The sequence below is a fragment of the Paraburkholderia sediminicola genome (assembly GCF_046026895.1).
Classification (GTDB): domain Bacteria; phylum Pseudomonadota; class Gammaproteobacteria; order Burkholderiales; family Burkholderiaceae; genus Paraburkholderia; species Paraburkholderia sediminicola_C.
This window is the reverse complement of the sequence record NZ_JAQQEU010000056.1, coordinates 1-17996: the sequence shown is the minus strand read 5'-3', so window position 1 is coordinate 17996 and position 17996 is coordinate 1. Positions and strand designations below refer to the sequence as shown.

Here is a 17996-nt window from a genome sequence, read left to right as displayed (position 1 = left end):
CGGCACGAGACACGTCGATAACCCGTGGATACGTGCCGCTTACGTCACACGTTCAATCAGCGGGCCGCAGCTTCCTGATCTCGGCATCCGACGGCTGAACGCTCGCACCGTCGATATACCGGTACGACGTCATCACACCCTTGCCGTCCTTCAACCCGGTCACGCCGACATACGCGCCCATGGTCGACTGATTGTCCTGCGCGCGATACGTGACCGGGCCGAACGGCGTCTCGACATTGAGGCCCTTGAAGGCGGCCGCGAGCTTGTCCGCATCCACCGAGCCGGCCTTTTTGATGCCGTCCGCGATCGACATCAACGCGGAGTAGCCGACCACCGAGCCGAGGCGCGGATGGTCGTGATACTTCGCCTGATACGCCTCGACGAATTTCCGGTTCGCCGCCGTATCGATCGAATACCACGGGTAGCCGGTCACGATCCAGCCAACCGGGGCTTCCGCGCCCAACGGATCGAGATAGTCCGGCTCGCCGGTCAGCAATGACACCACGCTGCGATCCTTGAAGAGCCCGCGCGTATTGCCTTCGCGCACGAACTTGCCGAGGTCCGCGCCGAACAGCACGTTGAAGATCGCATCGGGCTTCGCATCGGCGATCGCCTGGGTCACCGCGCCCGCGTCGACGTTGCCGAGCGGCGTCGCCTGTTCGACGACGAACTGCACGTCCGGCTGCGCCGCCGTCAGCAGCTTCTTGAAGGTCGCCACCGCGGATTGCCCGTACTCGTAGTTCGGATACACCAGCGCCCAGCGCTTCTTCTTCAGCTTGGCCGCTTCCGGCACCAGCATCGCCACCTGCATGTACGTGGAAGGGCGCAGACGGTACGTGTATTTATTGCCATCGGCCCAGACGATCTTGTCGGTCAGCGGCTCGGCGGCGAGGAAGAAGATCTTCTTCTGCTTGGCGAAATCGGTCAGCGCAAGGCCGGTGTTCGACAGGAAACCGCCGAACAGCAACTGCACCTGCTCGCGCGCGATCAGTTCCTGGGCGACGCGGATCGTGTCGCCCGGGTTGCCGTTGTCGTCGCGCGACACCACTTCGAGCTGCTTGCCGAGCACGCCGCCGGCTGCGTTGACCTGTTCGAGCGCGAGGTTCCAGCCGTTCCTGTAAGGCCCGAGAAAGGCGGGCTGCGCCTTGTAGCTGTTGATCTCGCCGATCTTGATGGTCTGCTGGGCGCTCGCACCGAGCGCGGCGAGCGAACACACCGTCGACACCGTGAGGCGAGAGATCCATCCTGCGCGCGTGGTCATGCGTTTCTCCATTATCAGAAGGATTGCGTGAATGCTGGTGCTTTTAATCGGGCTTGCAAGCGTGCGTCCGAGCTTCGAGCTTCGAGCTTCGAGCGCCTGGCTCAATCCGCCCGGGGCGTCGCGCGGATTCGGGCCACGCTCGCCGTGACGTCCCGCCACGCCGGCTTGCCGCCCGCGAATTGCTGGCGCAGATACGACACGAGTTCGGCGACCTGGGCGTCGTTGAAACTGTCGCGGTACGCCGGCATCGTACCGAGTTCGGGCCGCGCAGGCGAGCCGATGCCGTCGAGAATCACGCGAATCAGGTTGTCCGGGCTCGCGCTGTGCAGATTCGTGTTGAGCGCGAGCGACGGATGCGCGCCGAACAGTTGCGGCCCGCTGCCGGTGTGATGACAGGCCGCGCACGCGCCGTCGAAGAGCCGCGCGCCGAGCCCCGCCGGCGCGCCGGTGATCGTGCTGGCCTGCTCGTATTGACGCGCCGTCGCGGCCGGATCGGCATTGGGCTCCAGCGGATTGAGCGACGCCAGATACGCGGCCATCGCGCGAATATCACTGTCGGGCAGCGCCGCCAGATCGCCGATCACCGGCGCCATCGGCCCAGCCGCCACACTATGCAGCGGCGCGTGACCGAAGCGCAGATAGCTGAACAGTTCGTCCTCGCTCCACGGCACGGGCGCGCTCGACAGCGTGGACAGCGCGGGCGCTTCCCAGCCCTCCGCGCGGCCGCCGCCCATGAACGCCGCGCCGGCTTTCTCGGCGCCGAATGCGTTGCGCGGCGTATGGCACGCACTGCAATGGCCCAGGCCGTTCACCAGATACGCGCCGCGATTCCATTGCGCGCTTTGCGTCGCGCTGGGCGCGAACGTGTTGCGGCCGAGAAACAGCCCATTCCACGCGGCCATCAGCGGACGCGCGTAGAAGGGAAACCGCAACTGCGTTTGCGGCGCGTGGGACCGGACTGGCGGTTGGGACATCAGATAGGAATAGAGCGCCTTGAGATCGTCGTCGGACGTGTTTTTGAACGACGTGTACGGGAACGCCGGATACAGCCGGTGTCCATCGCGGCTGATGCCTTGCCGCATCGCGCGGATGAAGGCTTCGAGCGACCAGTTGCCGATCCCCGTCTGGCCGTCCGGCGTGATGTTGGTGCTGTAGACGATGCCAAACGGCGTATCGAGCGGCTTGCCGCCGGCATTCGGCACGCCGTTGCGCGCGGTATGGCACACCGCGCAATTGCCAAGCGACGCAAGCAGCTTGCCGCGCGCCACCAGCTCGGGGGCGAACGCGCTCGCGAGCGGGGGTGTGATCGGCGCGATGGGCGGCGGCGCGAACGACATTGCGCCGAGCCAGCCGGCCGCGCCCGCCGCGAACGCACCGAGCAGACCCAGCCGCCAGCGCTTCTTCTTGCGCGCCGCGACGTCCTCGGCCTGCGCATCGGCGAGCGCGGCGCGAATCGTTTCCGGCGTGAACGGCGGCCGCCGGAAGCGCACGCCAGTCGCATCGAACAGCGCGTTGGCGATGGCCGCCGCGCCGGGCAGCGACGCGGATTCGCCGACGCCCATCGGCGGCTCGCCGTGACGCGGCATCATCACCACCTCGATCACCGGCACCTCACGGAAGGTCAGGATCGGATACGCGCCCCACTCCTGGCTCGTCACCGCGTTGCCGCCGAACGTCACGCGCTCTTTCAACGCCCGGCTGGTCGCCTGGATCACGTTGCCGTGAATCTGATGACGCACGCCATCGGGATTCACCATCGTGCCGCTATCCTGGCCGACCACCACGCGCGTCATCGCGAGTTCGCCGCTCTTGCGATTGACTTCGACATCGGCGATCCATGCGGACCACGCCGCCCCGAAGCCGGGGAATTTGCTGTGCACGTAGCGCGCGTAAGCGATGCCCCGGCCGCGCGCGATGTCGCCCTCCTGCCGGGGCGCGGGTTGCGCCGCTTGCGCGGCTTGCGCGGCTTGCGCGGGTTCGCGCGGTTGCCAGCCGGCCTTGTCGGCGACGGCCTTCACCAGTTCGATCGCGCGCGGGTCGGTCAGATGCTTCAGCCGGAACTCGACTGGATCGACGCCCGCTTGCGTTGCGAGTTCGTCGATGAAGGACTCGTGCGCGAAGGTGTTCGGCAACGCGGACACGCCACGCAGCCACGACGCCCGCACGATCGGCGGCGTGTCGTCGCACACGATGCGCATGCTGCGGTAGTCGTAAGGCGGCACGGCCGTGCGGTCGCCCATCTCGAACACCTGCGGCTGCGCGGAGATCGTGCCGGTCAACAGCAGCGCCAAGGTAGGCGCGTCGTTCGACGGATAGCGCGTCGCGAAGTCATATGCGGCCAGCTCGCCTGCGGCGCTCAACGCGCCGCGCACGTCCATCAATTGCGCGGCGCCCTTCGGCTCCCACGCATGTTCGTCCTCGCGCGAAAGCTGCACGCGCACCGGCGCGCCGCTCGCGCGCGACAGCAGCGCGGCGTCGGCGGCGACATCGTCCGCGCAATTGCGGCCGTAGCAGCCCGCCGCATCCATCCGCACGATCTCGATGCGCGCCTCGGCCATTGCCATCAGCAACGCGAGATCGGCGCGCAACGAATGCGGATTCTGCGTGCCCGACCAGACCTTGAGCGCACCGTCGCGATAGTCGGCCACCGCGCACGACGGCCCGATCGACGCATGCATCTGGAACGGCCACACGTAAGTGCGTTCGAGCGTGCGAGCCGGGTCTTGCGCGAGCGCCTCGTCGACGTCGCCGTCGAGCACCAGGTCGCGCCTCGTGGCCGGATTCGCGCGCAACGCCGCTTCCACTTCTTCGCTGGTCTCCAGCGGCGGCAAGCCCTCGACCGCTTTCCACCGCACGTCGAGCCGCTTCACCGCTTGCTGCGCGATTTCCTCGCGCTCCGCGACGATGCCGACGAAATCGCGAATCACCACCACCTTGACGATGCCCGGTAAATCGCTAATGGAGTTTTCGTCGACATGCAGCAGGCTGTTGCCCATGAAGTCGCCCTGCGCGACGCCGGCATAGGGCGGACGCACCACGCGGCCGTGCAGCATGCCGGGCACGCGCAGGTCGTGCACGAAGCTCAATTCACCGGTCACCTTCGCGGGGATATCGATACGCGGCGCGCTTTTTCCGACAATCCGGTACGCTTGTGGAGATTTCAAAGGCGCGTCGGTGGAAAGCTTCAGCTCGACCCGCTGGCCTTTAATCAGTTCACCGTATTGAACGCTTTTTTTTCCGGATCACCGTCGCGCTGAAACACGCGGCCGTCCTGCACGTCCAGTTGCTCGACGCCGAGCCGGAGGCGCGCCGCCGCTTGCGCGAGCAGATAGTGACGCGCCTGCGCCGCCGCGTGCCGCAACGGCACCGCTGAAATCTGGATCGTCGCGCTGGCGATCGTCGGCCCCTGATTCGGCGCTTCGCCGGTGTGGCCGAGCACGATCGACACCCGCGTGAGCGGCACATCCAGTTCTTCCGCGACGATCTGCGCGAGCGCCGTGCCGATGCCGGTGCCGAGATCGACATGGCCGTTGAACGCGACCACGCTGCCGTCGTCGCGCACGGCGAGGAACAGGTCCGCCTCCGTCGGCACGAACGACGAGCGCGAGCCCGGCTGACCGAGCGCGGCCTGCACCGGCGCTTGCGGGGGCCGCGTGACGATCAGCACGCTCTGCGCGTCATACAACTGTTTGCGCGACGGTGGCGCGGCGCGGCGATCGACGCTGAAATCCGGTCCCGTCATGCGCGCGCTCCTTCATGCGCAGCCGTTTGCGCGGCGAGCAATTCGGCGGCGCGCTGCACCGCGCGCACGATCTCGACATGCGTGCCGCAGCGGCACAGGTTGCGCGACAGCTCGCGCTGGATCGTCGCGATGCTCGGATGCGGATCGCGATCGAGCAAGGCCTTGGCGGTCAGGATCATGCCGTTCAGGCAATAGCCGCATTGCGCGGCCTGCTCTTCGATAAATGCCTGCTGCACCGGATGCAGCGCGGCACGCGTGCCCAGGCCTTCGAGCGTGGTGATCTCGCGGCCCACGGCGACCTGCGCGGTCGTCACGCAGGCGCGCGTCGGCATGCCGTCGAGCAGCACCGTGCACGCGCCGCACTCGCCCAGCCCGCAGCCGAACTTCGGCCCGTTCAACGCCAGGTCGTTGCGCAGCAAATAGAGCAACGGCGTGTCGGCGGCGGCGCAGACCCGATGGGTCGCACCGTTCACGTTCAGCACGAGCGGCACTGGACGGTTCGTCACCTGGCTGTCCACGTCTTGCGCGCTCAGAACACCACCGGCACTTCGGTGGCGGGCGGCGTGTTACGGCTGCGCCGGCAGCGGATCAAGCCGTCGATCATCACCATGCCCACGCCAGGAATGTCGCCGAGCTGCACGCTTTCGAGCAGCGTGTCGGCTGCCGTGTGCTGCGCGCGGTCCATGAACACGAGGTCGGCGGGACGGCCCACTTCGATCAGCCCCTGACGCAGCTTGCGTTGCCGCGCGGTGTTGCCGGTCGCGAAGCAGAACGCGATTTCGGCGGGCACGTCGGCGAGGCTCGCAATCAGCGCGATCATCCGCAAGATACCGAGGGGCTGCACGCCGGAACCGGCGGGGCTGTCCGTGCCGAGAATGATCCGGTGCGGGCACTTCAGTTCGATCGCATGCCGCGCGGTCAGCAGTGCGATCCGTTCGTTGCCGTTGTGGACGATCTCCAGAGCGCGGCTCGACTGCTCGCACAGGTCGCACACATGCCGGTACGACAGCGACGTATGGCCGCCGTTGACGTGGCCGATGACGTCGGCGTCGGCGGCCAGCACCACGTCGCGATCGATCAGCCCCGAGCCGGGAATCGACGGGCCACCCGTGTGGATCGTGCTTTGCATGCCGTACTTGCGCGCCCACGCGACCATCTGCGCGGCTTCCTCGCCGCCCTTCACGCTGCCGAGCCCCACTTCGCCGAGCAGCTTCACGCCCGCTTCGGACAGCTCCTTGAAGTCCTCTTCGACCATGCCCTTCTCGATCACGGGCGCGCCCGCCATTACCTTGACGCCGCCGCCGACACCCGCGCCGCGCATCCCTTCGAACGACCGTTGCGCGGTGATTGCGAGCGCCTTCACGCCGAGCACATCTTTCGGACGGCCAGGCAAATGCACTTCGCCGGCGGAGATCATCGTCGTCACGCCGCCGTTCAGATTCGATTCGATCCAGCCCATCTGATTCTGGCGCGGCGTCCAGTCGCCGAATACCGGATGCACGTGCGAGTCGATCAGGCCGGGCGCCACCGTGGTGCCTTTGCAATCGACCGTGGTCCGCGCGCCTTCGAGGTCGCAGTCCTTCTCCTTGCCGAGCGCGACGATCACCCCGTCGTCGATCACCAGCGTGTTTGCCTCGAGAATCGGCTGGTCGATGTCGCCGGATAACAGCAACCCGATGTTCGTTACCGCGACCTTGCCCGACAAGCCTGTCAACGTCTCTGCTGCCATCTGCCTCTCCTTTCGCAACGATTGCCCGGCGACGCCGGCGTGCACCTTGCACGCCGCGCGCGCCGCTGGAATCACACGCTGAGATAAGCGCGCCTGACTGCTTCGTTCCGTGCGAGTTCGCCGACCGTGCCGCTAAAACGGATCTGCCCTTTTTCGAGCACATACGCGCGGTCGCTGACCAGCTCGGCGAAGTGCAGGTTCTGTTCGGACAACAGAATCGACAGCCCTTCGCGCTTGAGTTCGAGAATCATGTTCGCCATCTGTTCGACGATCACCGGCGCGACGCCTTCCGACGGCTCGTCGAGCAGCACCAGATACGGATTGCCCATCAGCGTGCGCGACACGGTCAGCATCTGCTGCTCGCCGCCGCTCATCTGGCCGCCCGGACGGCGGGGCATTTCGCCGAGATTGCGAAAGAGGCGGAACAGCTTTTCCGGCGTCCACTGCGGCGCGCCTTCGCGTGGCGGCTGACGGCCGGTGTCGAGGTTCTCCATCACCGTGAGATCGGCGAACACGCGACGCTCTTCGGGCACGAAGCCCATGCCCATCCGCGCAATCCTGTACGGCGGCAACGCCGCGATGTTCTGCCCGCGAAACGTCACCTCGCCTCGACGGCGCGGCAGCAGACCCATCACCGCTTTCATCGTGGTCGATTTGCCGGCGCCGTTGCGGCCCATCAGCGCGACGACTTCGCCGCGGCCGACTTCGAGACCGACATCGAACAGGATATGAGCGCGGCCGTAGAACGCGTTGAGGCCGGAAACTTTCAGCATCGGCTCGCTCATTGCAGCGCTCCCTGTCCCGCTTGTCCCGCCGCCGTGTCATGTAGCGGCGCGTGCGGCCGGAAGGTCTTGCCGGTGCCGAAATAGACTTCCTGCACGCGCGGGTCGTTGCGGATCGTTTCGGCGTCGCCCTCGGCGATCAGCTTGCCGCGCGCGAGCACGATCATGCGATCGGCGTACGCGAATACAACGTCCATGCTGTGCTCGGTAAACAGCACGCCGATCTTGTGCCCGGTGACCAGACGTTTGGTCAGTGCCATCAACTCGTTGCGTTCCTTCGGCGCCATGCCGGCGGTGGGTTCGTCCATCAGCAGCAGCTTCGGGCGATTGGCGAGCGCGATTGCCAGTTCGACGCGTTTCACGTCGCCATACGCGAGCACGCCGCACGCGCGCTTCGCATCGGCGCTCATGCCGACCTGTTCGAGCAGCGCGAACGCTTCGTCGGCATAGCGCGAGCCCGCCGGCTTCCAGAGGCCGAAGGTCTTGCGTTCGCGCGACACCAGCGCCATCTGGACGTTTTCGAGCACGGTCATCGAATTGAAGGTCGCGGCAATCTGGAACGTGCGGCCGACGCCGAGCCGCCAGATGTCGCGCGGACGCATGCCGACCAGTTCTTGACCGTCGAGACGGATCGATCCGGACGACGGCTGCAACTGCCCGTTGACCATGTTGAAGCAGGTCGACTTGCCCGCCCCGTTCGGCCCGAGCAGCGCGAGCAGTTGACCGGCTTCGAGATCGAACGAGACATTGTCGACGGCCTTCAGGCCGCCAAACGAGCGGGACAGACCCGCAACGCGCAGCAGGCTCATCGTCCCTCCTTGATCGCGGCGGCGCGTTGCGACGGCGACACGGCGCTACTGTCGGCGGCATCGGCGGTGTCGTCGCCGAAACGCTCGCGAATGAAGCCGACGATCCCTTGCGGAAACGCCATCACCAGCAGCAGGATCGCGACGCCCAGCAGCGCCTGCCAATAGTCGGTCTGCCGCGCGACGGTGTCCTGCAACCACGTGAACACGGCCGCGCCGACGATCGGTCCGCTCAAGGTCTGCAAGCCGCCGAGCAGCACCATCACGAGGCCGTCCACCGAACGGCTCACGCTGATCACTTCCGGCGAGATCGTCCCCTTCGAGAACGCGTACAGCGATCCGGCGAGTCCGCAGAACAGCGACGCGATCACGAACGCCGCCCACTGCACGCGCTTCACGTCGATGCCGATCGCCTCGGCGCGCAGCACGGAATCGCGCGAGGCCCGCATCGCGTAACCGAGCGGCGAGAACAGCAGCTTGCGCAGCAACCACACGCCGATCACCGCGCAGACCAGCGTCAGATAGTAAAACGCCACCGGCGACGACAACCAGTTCGACGGCCACAAGCCGAGCACGCCGTTGCTGCCGCCCGTCACGTCGTCCCACTGGAACACGACCGACCAGACGATCTGCGCGAACGCGAGCGTGAGCATCGCGAGATAGACACCGGAGAGGCGCACGCAGAACCAGCCGAACACCAGCGCGCCGCCGACCGCGAGCAACGGTCCGAGCAGCAGCGCGGCTTCCATCGGCAGATTCAGCACTTTGAGGAACAGCGCGGCGCCATATGCGCCGAGGCCGAAGTAAGCGGCGTGGCCGAACGAATGCATGCCGCCCGGCCCCATGATGAAATGCAGGCTCGTCGCAAACAGCACCGCGATCAGGACTTCGACCAGCAGCACAGGCACGTACGGAAACGCGTCAGCCGCGAGCGGCGCGAGCACGAGGACCAGCAAGGCGAGCGCGGCCAGCCACTTGAGGCGCTTGCCGGCCGGACGCAACGGCGTTTCCGGCGCCGCCATTGCGCGCACCACGGCGCTCGCGCGCCCAAGCAGGCCCCAAGGCCGCACCACCAGCACGACCGCCATCACGACGAATTCGGCCACCAGCGTAAAGCGGCTCAACGACAGACCCACGCCGAAAATCGTCACATGGCCGATGCCGATGCACAGCGCCTTGATCTCCGCGATGAACAGCGCGGCGACGAACGCACCCGGGATCGAACCCATGCCGCCGACCACCACCACGACGAACGCATTGCCGATGGTCTCCAGATCCAGCGACAGATTCGCCGACATGCGCGGCCCTTGCAGCGCGCCGCCGAGACCGGCGAGAAACGCACCGACGAAAAACACGCCGGTAAACAGCCACGCCTGATTGATGCCGAGCGCGCCGAGCATCTCACGATCCTGCGTCGCGGCGCGCACCAGCGTGCCCCAGCGCGTGCGCGTCAGCGCGTACCAGAGCAGCAGCAGCACCACCGGCCCGATGACGATTAGCGCGATGTCGTAGGTAGGCAGCGGATGGCCGAGAAAATCAACCGCGCCGGCCAGATGCGGCGCACGCGGCCCGAACAGATCTTCGGGGCCCCACAGCCACAGCGCGGCGTCGCGAAAGATCAGCACCAGCGCGAAGGTGGCGAGCAGGTGGAACAACTCGGGCGCCTGGTAGATGCGCCGCAACACGATCATCTCCACCAGCGCGCCCAGCACCGCGACCACCAGCGCGGCGGCCAGCACCGACAGCCAGAAGCCGCCCGTCGTCTGTCCGAAGCGGCTGGCGATGCTGTACGCGACGTAGATGCCGAACATATAGAACGATCCGTGCGCAAAGTTGACGATGCGCGTCACGCCGAAGATCAGCGACAAACCGGCGGCGACGAGAAACAGCGTCGACGCGTCGGCGAGTCCGTTGACCAGTTGTACCAGCAAATTCGAAAGCATCACGACCCTCGGCGGCTTGCTGAACGGCGCGTGCGGCAGGCGCAGGCGGCGCGATCGGCAGACGTTGCAGCGCGTGCGGCCCCATGCGCGCACGCGTCAACGGCGGGACAGTAACCTGAAAGAATTCCTCTTGGGAAGCGGCGAAACAACCGCGGCCAAACTCAGCGCAAACCGTCTTCGCCCTTGATCTCACTCACCTGCAAGCCGCCGATGCGCGGCAGCGGCCGCCCCGACGCGGTCACCGCGACCGCCACGACGATTTCGTTGGCGCGCGGCGCGTCCGACACGCGCGCCTCGATCGCATCGAAATGACTGCGCACGAAGGCGGCATCCTTGTGGCCGAGCGGCACGTCGATCGCGGTGCCGAGCGTGCCCATCTTCTTCGCCGACGGCACCAGCGCCGCGCCCTTTTCGACTGCGGCCCGCAGCGGCGCGCCGAGCTTCGGGTGCAGGATCGCGGCCGCATGTTCCAGTTCGCCCGCCTCGCCGACGATCGCTGCCTTGCCGTAGCTTTGCGCGTCGCCGGGCGCGATGCCGAGCGCCTCGACGCAGCGGTTGCCGAGCAGCGCGCCCAACTCTTCGCCGGCTTCGATCAGCGCGTCGAGTTTGGCCTCGTAGCGGCCCGCATACGGATTGTCGATCACCGCGATCGCGACCGCGCGACGCGCCGGTGGATCGATGGCCTGGCCCATTTCAATGCGAGTTTCATCCACCTGCACGACCAGCTTGCGAAGCTTGATTGCCATTTCGCTCTCTCCGGGTTTCGGTGCTTCGAGGTTGCGGCGTTGCCACTTTTCGCTGCGTCGATGCAACGCTTCAGCGCAAACCGTCCTTGCCCACGATCGCCTCTTTCGCGAGGCCGCCGACGCGCGCATGGACGCGCTGCCCCGTGCTCATCACGAGGATGTACACGAGTTCGTCGGCGGCGGGCGCGCCGGGCACGCGCACTTCGATCGCGTCGAAATGGCTGCGCACGTAGCTCGCGTTCACGTGCGTGAGCGGCACGTCGAGCGCGGTGAACGGCGCGCCGACCTTCTTCGTGGACGGCACGATCGCGTTGGTCGGCACGCCGTTCTTCTCCAGCAGTTCACGCATTGCATAGCCGCCGGGTACATGCCACAGCGCGCCATGCTCGAGTTCGCCGCGCGCGCCGACAATCGCGCCCTTGCCATAACTCTCGATCGACGCATGCGGCACCGCCATCGCCGCCAGCAAGCGTTGCGCCATATCGAAGCCGATGGGTTTGAGCGCTTCCATTGCGTGTTCGATTTTCGCTTCGTAGCGGCCGGCGAACGGGTTCGTCATCACCGCCGCAATTGCGCCGCGTCTGAGCGGCTGCGCGGGCGCAGGGCCGAACTCGTGGAAGATATCTTCGACGTGCGTCAGCACGCGGCGTATTTCGAACACGGAGCCTCCGTCATTGTAGGGGCGCGACGCGCGGGCAACGCGCCGTTTTCATGAATGCCGGCGACGCGCACCCGCCCTTGCAGAAACAGCGCGGCGCCTTCGATCAAGCCTTGCTCTCGCAGACACTGCGCCGCAGCGACGCCGCGCGCCAGCGCAAGTTCGATCAGCGGCTGCGGTAACGCAGGGACGTCGACGGTGACGAGCAGATCGCCCAGATCGCTATCGTCCTTCAACGACGACGCTGGGCGGCGCACGATACCCGCATGGTCCAGCCCATGCTCATGGTCCAGATTCACGGCGTTCGCGATCATCGTCGCGGCGGCGTCGGCGGTGGCCGCGTCGCGGGCGAGCACGGTCACGCTGTCGGCGATGCCGAGGCTGAAGCTGCGGCCGCGCCAGCCGCTGGTTGCGATGCCGCGCACCGGCTCGCTCGCGTCGAGCGTCAGGTTGGCGTCGAGCGCATGATCGCGTGCCAGATGCGAGCCGGAGCAGTTCGCGAGATCGGCGAATACCCCGACGCGGTATTGCTGCCCTTCGGTCAGATGCAGCGCGATGTCGCCGCCATTGTTGATGAACGCACGTGCGACGCCTTCGCGCGCGAACGCCGCGATCAGTTCATCGGCGACGCTGCCCGCGACGGCCGCCATCGGCGTGATGTAGCGCGCGCGATGCGGATGACACGCGGACCACATGCGGCGCGCCACGGGGCCTTGCAACGCGTTGTCGTGCAACGCCGCGTCGGCCGGCACGGGCTGCCGGAGCATTTTCAACTCGCCGACCAACACAGGCAGCACAGCCGCGAAACGCGCCCAGCACGCGTGATACGCGGCCTGCACCGCCGCAGGCTCGCCGTCGGCGCCAAGGATCAGATCGATCGGCCCATGCTGCCAATGCCAGCGGCTTGCATCTAGGCGAGTGCGGGTGGGGGTCATCACTTGGGTCGCTTTCGTCGTGTGGGTGCGGTTTGTGTTGGCGGGTGATGCGCCGTCAGCCCAGCATCGGCGGCATCGCGGGCGGCCATGGATTGTCGGGATTGCGCAGCACCGTGCGGCGCGCGAGCGGTGCGCCTTCCGTATGGCCGGGCCCGTTCGCCAGCACGCTCTCCAGCGAGCGGACCGCGTCGAGATGGCCGCCGAGGTCGCGATACGCGTCATGCGTCATCGTGAATTCGATCGGCGCGACGATTGCGGGCGTGGGCACCGTGCCGAACGAGCGGTCGGGCATCCGCGCTACATCGACCATCACGGTGATGCCGCCACCGGGCCACACATACGCCGGCGCGCCGCCGCAGGTCACGTTGACCAGCTTCTGTTTGATCGCCCGCGTGAGCAGCACCGGGTTCTCCGTGGCGCCCGCGCGCAGACTCCCGCCCGCGCCGCCGAGAAACAGCACCGTGGCGAGCGACGGCTCGCAGTTCTCGCCGATGCGTTCTACCGTGCGGCGCACCGCGTCCGGCATCGGCGCGATACGCGGCACGAGATTCTGGTCGAGTTCGTACCATTGCGCGTGTTCGCCGGTGGTCGACACCATCAGCAAACGCATGCCCGGTGTCGCGACGGCGGGATCGAAGCCCTCGACGATCGCCAGTGGGTCCTGAATGTCGGTGCCGCCCCAACCCGTGCCGGGATTGGCGACCTGAAAATAGCGCCCTGGTGTCGACTTACGTCCGCGAATCTTCACGCCCGAACGCGTCATGCCGAGGCATCGGCCGGCCTGGTGTTCGGTGAGCACGCCGGTGATGTGATCGTCGACGACCACCACTTCGTCGGCATGACCGAACCATTGCTTCGCGAAGATGCCGATGGTCGCGGAACCGCAGCCCACGCGCATGCGCTGCTCCTCCACACCGTCGACCACCGGCGCCGCGCCCGCGCGGATCACGAGACTTGCGCCACCGTCGATGGTCAACGTCACCGCCTCCTTGTTGCCGAGCGCAAGCATCATGTCGCACGTCACGCGGCCTTCTTTCTTGCTGCCGCCGGTCAGGTGGTGCACACCGCCCAGGCTCAGCATCTGCGAACCGTACTCCGCTGTGCTCACGTGGCCGACAATCTCGCCGTGACAGCGCACGTTCGATTGCTCCGGGCCGAGGAACCTATCGGTGTCGATCTTCACTTTGAAGCTGCAATAGCTGAAGATGCCTTCGGTGACGACGGTGATCATATCGACGTCGTCGAGCTTCGACGCAACGATGAAAGGCGCCGGCTTGTAGTCGGGATAAGTGGATGATGCGCCGATGCCGGTGACGAAGAGCGGCTCGTCGGCGGCGGGATCATTTGCTTCGGACGGCGCGCCGAATTCGACGATGGCTTGCGCCTGGGTGCCACTTGCGCCCGCTCCGGCCGCTAACGGAGAGCGTGCGAGAAACACCACCGGATCGACACGGATCAGCCGCCCGTCCGCATTCGCGTAACGATCGCACGCGCCGGTGCGGCCTTCGGATATCTGACACAGCACGGGGCATGCGTTGCACTCGATCTTGTTCGACGCCATGCGCTCGCTGCGAGGCGCCCCCTTTTCCAGCACGGTAGGACCCGGCGTCGACGCGGTTTCACCGTCGACACTGTCCGCGCCGAAATCGACCTTCGTATGTTCTGTCATGGCGGGGTTCCCATACGACGACATTACAAGCGGTCCTGCCCGGCTGCCAAATCACTCTTGTTTCAAGGGACTTGCGCGCGGCGCGCCAATTTTCATGTTGCGGTCACTCACCGTTGATGTAGTATTTTCTACATCAAACTGGATGGAAATCTACTCGATCAAAATAGACTGTGCAACGTGTTTCCGGCTGAGCGGGAGAATGATGCGACGCGGCATGGCGTGTGAATCACGCTTCAATCTACGCCGAAGCGGCGCACCGCGCAGCACCCGACTCAGCGCTAAAGCGGGCGGTATGATGATGGCGCGAGCGTGCATTGCTCGTGCATGAGCCGCTACGATGCATGCCGTTTTATCGACACCAACGAAGAGATCCGAGACCGCCATGAGTCCCACCGCCGTCCGCAAGCCGGGCGCCACCGGCATCCGTGCGAAACAGGCGCAGGAGACGCGCGCCAAGCTTCTGAAAGCGGCAATCAAGGTCTTCGCGAAACAGGGTTATGCAAGCGGGCGCGTCGAGAGTATTTCGAAGGCCGCGCGTTCGCACGACCGCATGATCTATTACTACTTCGGCAGCAAGGAACAATTGTTCGTCGAAGTGCTGGAGACGATCTACACGCAGTTCAACGAGGCGGAAAGCAAACTCGATCTCGATCTGGACGATCCGGTGCACGGTCTCGAACAGATGGTCGAATTTGTCTGGCAGTACTACCTCGATCATCCGGAGTTCGTCACGCTGCTGTCGAGCGAAAATCTGCACCGGGGCAAGCATGCGAAAAAATCGCTGAAGCTCAAGGAGATTTCCGGCTATGCGATTTCCGTCGTGCAAAAGTTGCTGGACGCCGGTCACGCGCAAAACGTGTTTCGCGCCGACATCAGGGCGCGCGACGTGTATCTGATGATTGCGTCGCTCGGCTATTTTTATAACGCCAATCAGTACACGCTGGGCGCGTTTCTCGGCGAGCCGCTGATGGAGAAGGCAGCGCTCGAACATTGGCGCGAGGTCATGAAGGACACGGTGTTGCGCGCGGTGCGTTTGCGGTTGCCGACTGCCGCGGCAGATCCCAGCGAAAGCGGGCGCGACGCAGACAGATCAGGACAATGCAAAACGATCCCGATATCTTGATCGTCCTATGCTGGACTCCGTTGCGAATCGAGCGAGACAATAGCCAGCGAAGAAGCACTATCGCATTTCGCTCGATGCGGGACGGCGCTGATCCCCACCGGGCGGCGGCAAGCAGACCTCGCTGTAGCCCATTCTGTTCAAGTCGCCCGTCGACAAGATCAGACCCCTCTCAACCATCAGCTTGATACGTTGCGCGTAAAACACATCAACAAGGTCGGGGTATAGCTTCTTGTCGGCATACATGTTCATGGTCGTTCCTACGATCCTGGCCACTTTGCGCCAGTTATCGACGACGTTCGCGAGGATCGCTGCGTCAATGGCTTGTAGATCGGCCGCTGTCAGGCGGTTGACCGCTTGTTGTTGAGCAGCAGTCAGCGGTGGATTGTCGGCCGCTGGGTCGTAATTGGCAGGGTATTCGTGAACTGACTTGGTCATTCGTTTAATCCCTCAAGACGCTAAATAAAATATTGTGGATCATTTGGCTAACAGTGTAATACGCATTCTTGGAAACATCTCGCGGTCTTTCTCGGGAATCAAAACCCGCCACATCGGGCTGGCATGCAACTTCGCATACAGGTAGAAAATTTTCCCGTCCAAACGTGTGGCTGGTTGAAATCAGTAGCGGCTCGAGCGCACGTTTCGATGCAGGCCGCCTTTTCCGCCGCACATCCGTTGTCGTTGCATTTCATCATCCCCCCGGCGGCAATCGCATCCAAAGCCGAATAAGTTGGCGGGGCGCTTACCAGTGAGCTGTTCGTAATACCCACTGGGCCGCCACCAGTCAATTGGCCAGTCCGGGGACTGTAGAGTGCGCGGGCATCAGGACCCGCTACAGGCCAAGACTTGGCGTTCATGTAACACTCCACGCATACCGGATGAATTTCTGTCAGCGACACGACACCATTGCTTGATTCGGCCAGATTGGCGGCCGGGACAACAGGTGTCACACCGTTTTCATAGTTGTTTAGCCACTGATCGATCGCGGCACTGCTGATAGCTGTGGGCGCGCCGTTGTTCGTTTCGAGCGTGCCGGTACGTGAGATCACTTTTCCATCCGGCGAGTATGCGTATTCAACCCGTAGCGTGCGCTTGACATTGCCGGTCACCGGTAGTGCGTTGGCGAAGATTCGGAAATTGGTAACCCGCCCGCGGGAGTCATAGAGCGTATCCGTGTTGAACTCATCAAGTGACACGCTCAAAATTCTATGCGCAGCATCGCGCGCGGCGATCATCGGTTGTATCCATCCTGGAAATCGGCTCGACACCGATTGAAGATTGCCAGTCAGGTCAAAGTTCATCCCCCATGATCCTGTTAGCACCCCGTTCTGGTACATCTCAAGATAGGAGAGGTTCTTAGCTACGTAATACGCCGTATGTGGTCTGCTGGCCGTCAATGGAGTGCGCGTCAAAGCCGCTCTCTCCCGTCGGATCGTCTGTTGTCAGATCGCTGATTCCAGTAGTATTTCCTTGCACGTCATAGGCGAACGCGCGCATTTTGCCCGAGGAAGCAATCAGGTAGGGGCGCAAGGTCGTAGCATCGGCATAGCGGACAGACGTGACAGTCGTGCCGGTAGCGCCTCGTACGATCAAGCGAATAGGCCGGCCCAAGTCGTCATAGGTATAGTTGGAACTGCCCCCAGGGTTTGTCTGGGTCAACAAATTCCCTGACGCATCCCAAGTGGAACTGTTTGCTCCTTTAGGCGAACTTCCGCTCAAGGGTCGCAGCATGTCGCCAAGCACGAATAGTTCAACGTGCTCGAACCTGTGCCATCGGTCACGGTCGTGGTTCCACTACCGTAGGACAGCTGTACGTTACGAGTTGTGTCGGGATGGGCGACCGCGGTTGCGCGGCCCATCGCGTCATATGTCCACGTTGCGATTCGCTTTCCGGTCTCGTCAACTACGCCAGTTAGGGCTGCGCCAAAGCGAGAATCATCATAGACGTAGCGACGCACGTTGCCATCGGGCCACGTCACCGACACCAGGTTGCTCAACGTATCGTAAGCATATTTCGTAGTTGCGCCGATCGGGTCAGTCATCTGTATAAGACGCCGCTTCTGATCGTAAGCTAAGCGGATGGTTATATCCGTGTGTGGCCTATATTCGATCGCATGCTGTGAGATCGAAATCAGTAAACCAGATGCAGGTGCAATTGTTGACGGCGTGCTCGCATCGCTGTAGGTCAACGTGACCGTGCGTCCGTTACGAGTATTCATCGAAAGCAATACACCCTGCGAGGAGTACGATTCCGCGGTTCCGGACGCTAAGTCGGTCAGCGTCCAACCCGATCCGTCCTGCGTAAGCGCTAAACCGCTAAAACCTGCTGTGTGCCATGTGCCCGAGGTTTTATTGAATGTGATGCGGATGCCCTCTGCGCGATAGGCAAAGACCTGCGGCGTGCTATTGCCCGCGTTCGCCAATCCGAGCTTTATCTGCCAGTTGTGAAGCCATAGCGAACCGATGCCAGCATCGTTGCGGGTCATCGGTTGGGCACGGTAGGTGCGCCGGAACGTCAAAGGTACATCGTCGCCGCTAACAAAGTCGGTTTCGGTAATCGTCGTCGCGCCAGTTGAGGGATATACGGGATCGGCCACCGGACAAC

At 64.4% G+C, this 17996-nt stretch carries 15 protein-coding genes and 1 pseudogene; 1 reads left to right on the top strand and 15 read right to left on the bottom strand.

The genetic code is table 11. The features are described 5' to 3' along the window. Nucleotides 1-52: 52 nt before the first annotated feature. The 11 genes and pseudogenes from PQR02_RS29105 to PQR02_RS29055 form a co-directional block, all read right to left on the bottom strand. Entirely contained in the window at nucleotides 53-1261 is a 1209-nt protein-coding gene (locus tag PQR02_RS29105) for an ABC transporter substrate-binding protein (RefSeq protein ID WP_408239632.1), read from the bottom strand. A 101-nt stretch (nucleotides 1262-1362) separates the two neighbouring features. Continuing rightward, nucleotides 1363-5003: pseudogene (locus PQR02_RS29100) on the bottom strand (molybdopterin cofactor-binding domain-containing protein). Continuing rightward, on the bottom strand, nucleotides 5000-5509 hold the full coding sequence (locus tag PQR02_RS29095) for a (2Fe-2S)-binding protein (protein WP_408239629.1): 510 nt from the start codon (nucleotides 5507-5509) through the stop codon (nucleotides 5000-5002). The pseudogene PQR02_RS29100 and the gene PQR02_RS29095 overlap by 4 nt, the downstream one beginning before the upstream one ends. A 23-nt stretch (nucleotides 5510-5532) precedes the next feature. Continuing rightward, a complete protein-coding gene (locus tag PQR02_RS29090; RefSeq protein ID WP_408239626.1) occupies nucleotides 5533-6732 on the bottom strand; it encodes an amidohydrolase family protein in 1200 nt (399 codons plus the stop codon). A 71-nt stretch (nucleotides 6733-6803) separates the two neighbouring features. Beyond that, the gene (locus PQR02_RS29085) at nucleotides 6804-7517 is read right to left on the bottom strand and encodes an ABC transporter ATP-binding protein (protein WP_408239623.1); all 714 of its coding nucleotides are present in this window, start codon (nucleotides 7515-7517) and stop codon (nucleotides 6804-6806) included. Continuing rightward, nucleotides 7514-8323, bottom strand: a complete 810-nt coding sequence (locus tag PQR02_RS29080) for an ABC transporter ATP-binding protein (RefSeq protein WP_408239621.1) — start codon at nucleotides 8321-8323, stop codon at nucleotides 7514-7516. Before PQR02_RS29080 ends, PQR02_RS29085 begins: the two co-directional genes overlap by 4 nt. Continuing rightward, nucleotides 8320-10263, bottom strand: coding sequence for an ABC transporter permease (locus tag PQR02_RS29075; protein WP_408239618.1), 1944 nt, complete (start codon nucleotides 10261-10263; stop codon nucleotides 8320-8322). Before PQR02_RS29075 ends, PQR02_RS29080 begins: the two co-directional genes overlap by 4 nt. A 161-nt stretch (nucleotides 10264-10424) precedes the next feature. After that, on the bottom strand, nucleotides 10425-11009 hold the full coding sequence (locus PQR02_RS29070; protein ID WP_149671018.1) for an amino acid synthesis family protein: 585 nt from the start codon (nucleotides 11007-11009) through the stop codon (nucleotides 10425-10427). A 70-nt stretch (nucleotides 11010-11079) separates the two neighbouring features. After that, nucleotides 11080-11670, bottom strand: coding sequence for an amino acid synthesis family protein (locus PQR02_RS29065; protein ID WP_408239614.1), 591 nt, complete (start codon nucleotides 11668-11670; stop codon nucleotides 11080-11082). Continuing rightward, nucleotides 11646-12602: a UPF0280 family protein gene (locus PQR02_RS29060; protein ID WP_408239612.1), complete on the bottom strand. Its 957-nt coding sequence runs from the start codon at nucleotides 12600-12602 to the stop codon at nucleotides 11646-11648. Before PQR02_RS29060 ends, PQR02_RS29065 begins: the two co-directional genes overlap by 25 nt. 55 nt (nucleotides 12603-12657) lie before the next feature. Beyond that, the gene (locus PQR02_RS29055) at nucleotides 12658-14271 is read right to left on the bottom strand and encodes a 6-hydroxynicotinate reductase (RefSeq protein WP_408239609.1); all 1614 of its coding nucleotides are present in this window, start codon (nucleotides 14269-14271) and stop codon (nucleotides 12658-12660) included. Nucleotides 14272-14653: 382 nt separating this feature from the next. Here PQR02_RS29055 and PQR02_RS29050 point away from each other — a divergent pair, with 382 nt between their 5' ends. After that, a complete protein-coding gene (locus PQR02_RS29050) occupies nucleotides 14654-15394 on the top strand; it encodes a TetR family transcriptional regulator (protein WP_408239607.1) in 741 nt (246 codons plus the stop codon). Nucleotides 15395-15451: 57 nt separating this feature from the next. Here PQR02_RS29050 and PQR02_RS29045 read toward each other — a convergent pair whose 3' ends face one another. The 4 genes from PQR02_RS29045 to PQR02_RS29030 all read right to left on the bottom strand — a co-directional run. Next, nucleotides 15452-15829, bottom strand: a complete 378-nt coding sequence (locus PQR02_RS29045; protein ID WP_408239605.1) for a DUF3658 domain-containing protein — start codon at nucleotides 15827-15829, stop codon at nucleotides 15452-15454. A gap of 98 nt (nucleotides 15830-15927) precedes the next feature. Continuing rightward, entirely contained in the window at nucleotides 15928-16692 is a 765-nt protein-coding gene (locus PQR02_RS29040; RefSeq protein WP_408239602.1) for a hypothetical protein, read from the bottom strand. A 55-nt stretch (nucleotides 16693-16747) separates the two neighbouring features. Then, the gene (locus PQR02_RS29035) at nucleotides 16748-17050 is read right to left on the bottom strand and encodes a hypothetical protein (protein ID WP_408239599.1); all 303 of its coding nucleotides are present in this window, start codon (nucleotides 17048-17050) and stop codon (nucleotides 16748-16750) included. 56 nt (nucleotides 17051-17106) lie between these two features. Then, nucleotides 17107-17996: DUF6531 domain-containing protein (locus tag PQR02_RS29030; RefSeq protein ID WP_408239596.1), on the bottom strand; the 890-nt coding region annotated here is incomplete at its 5' end.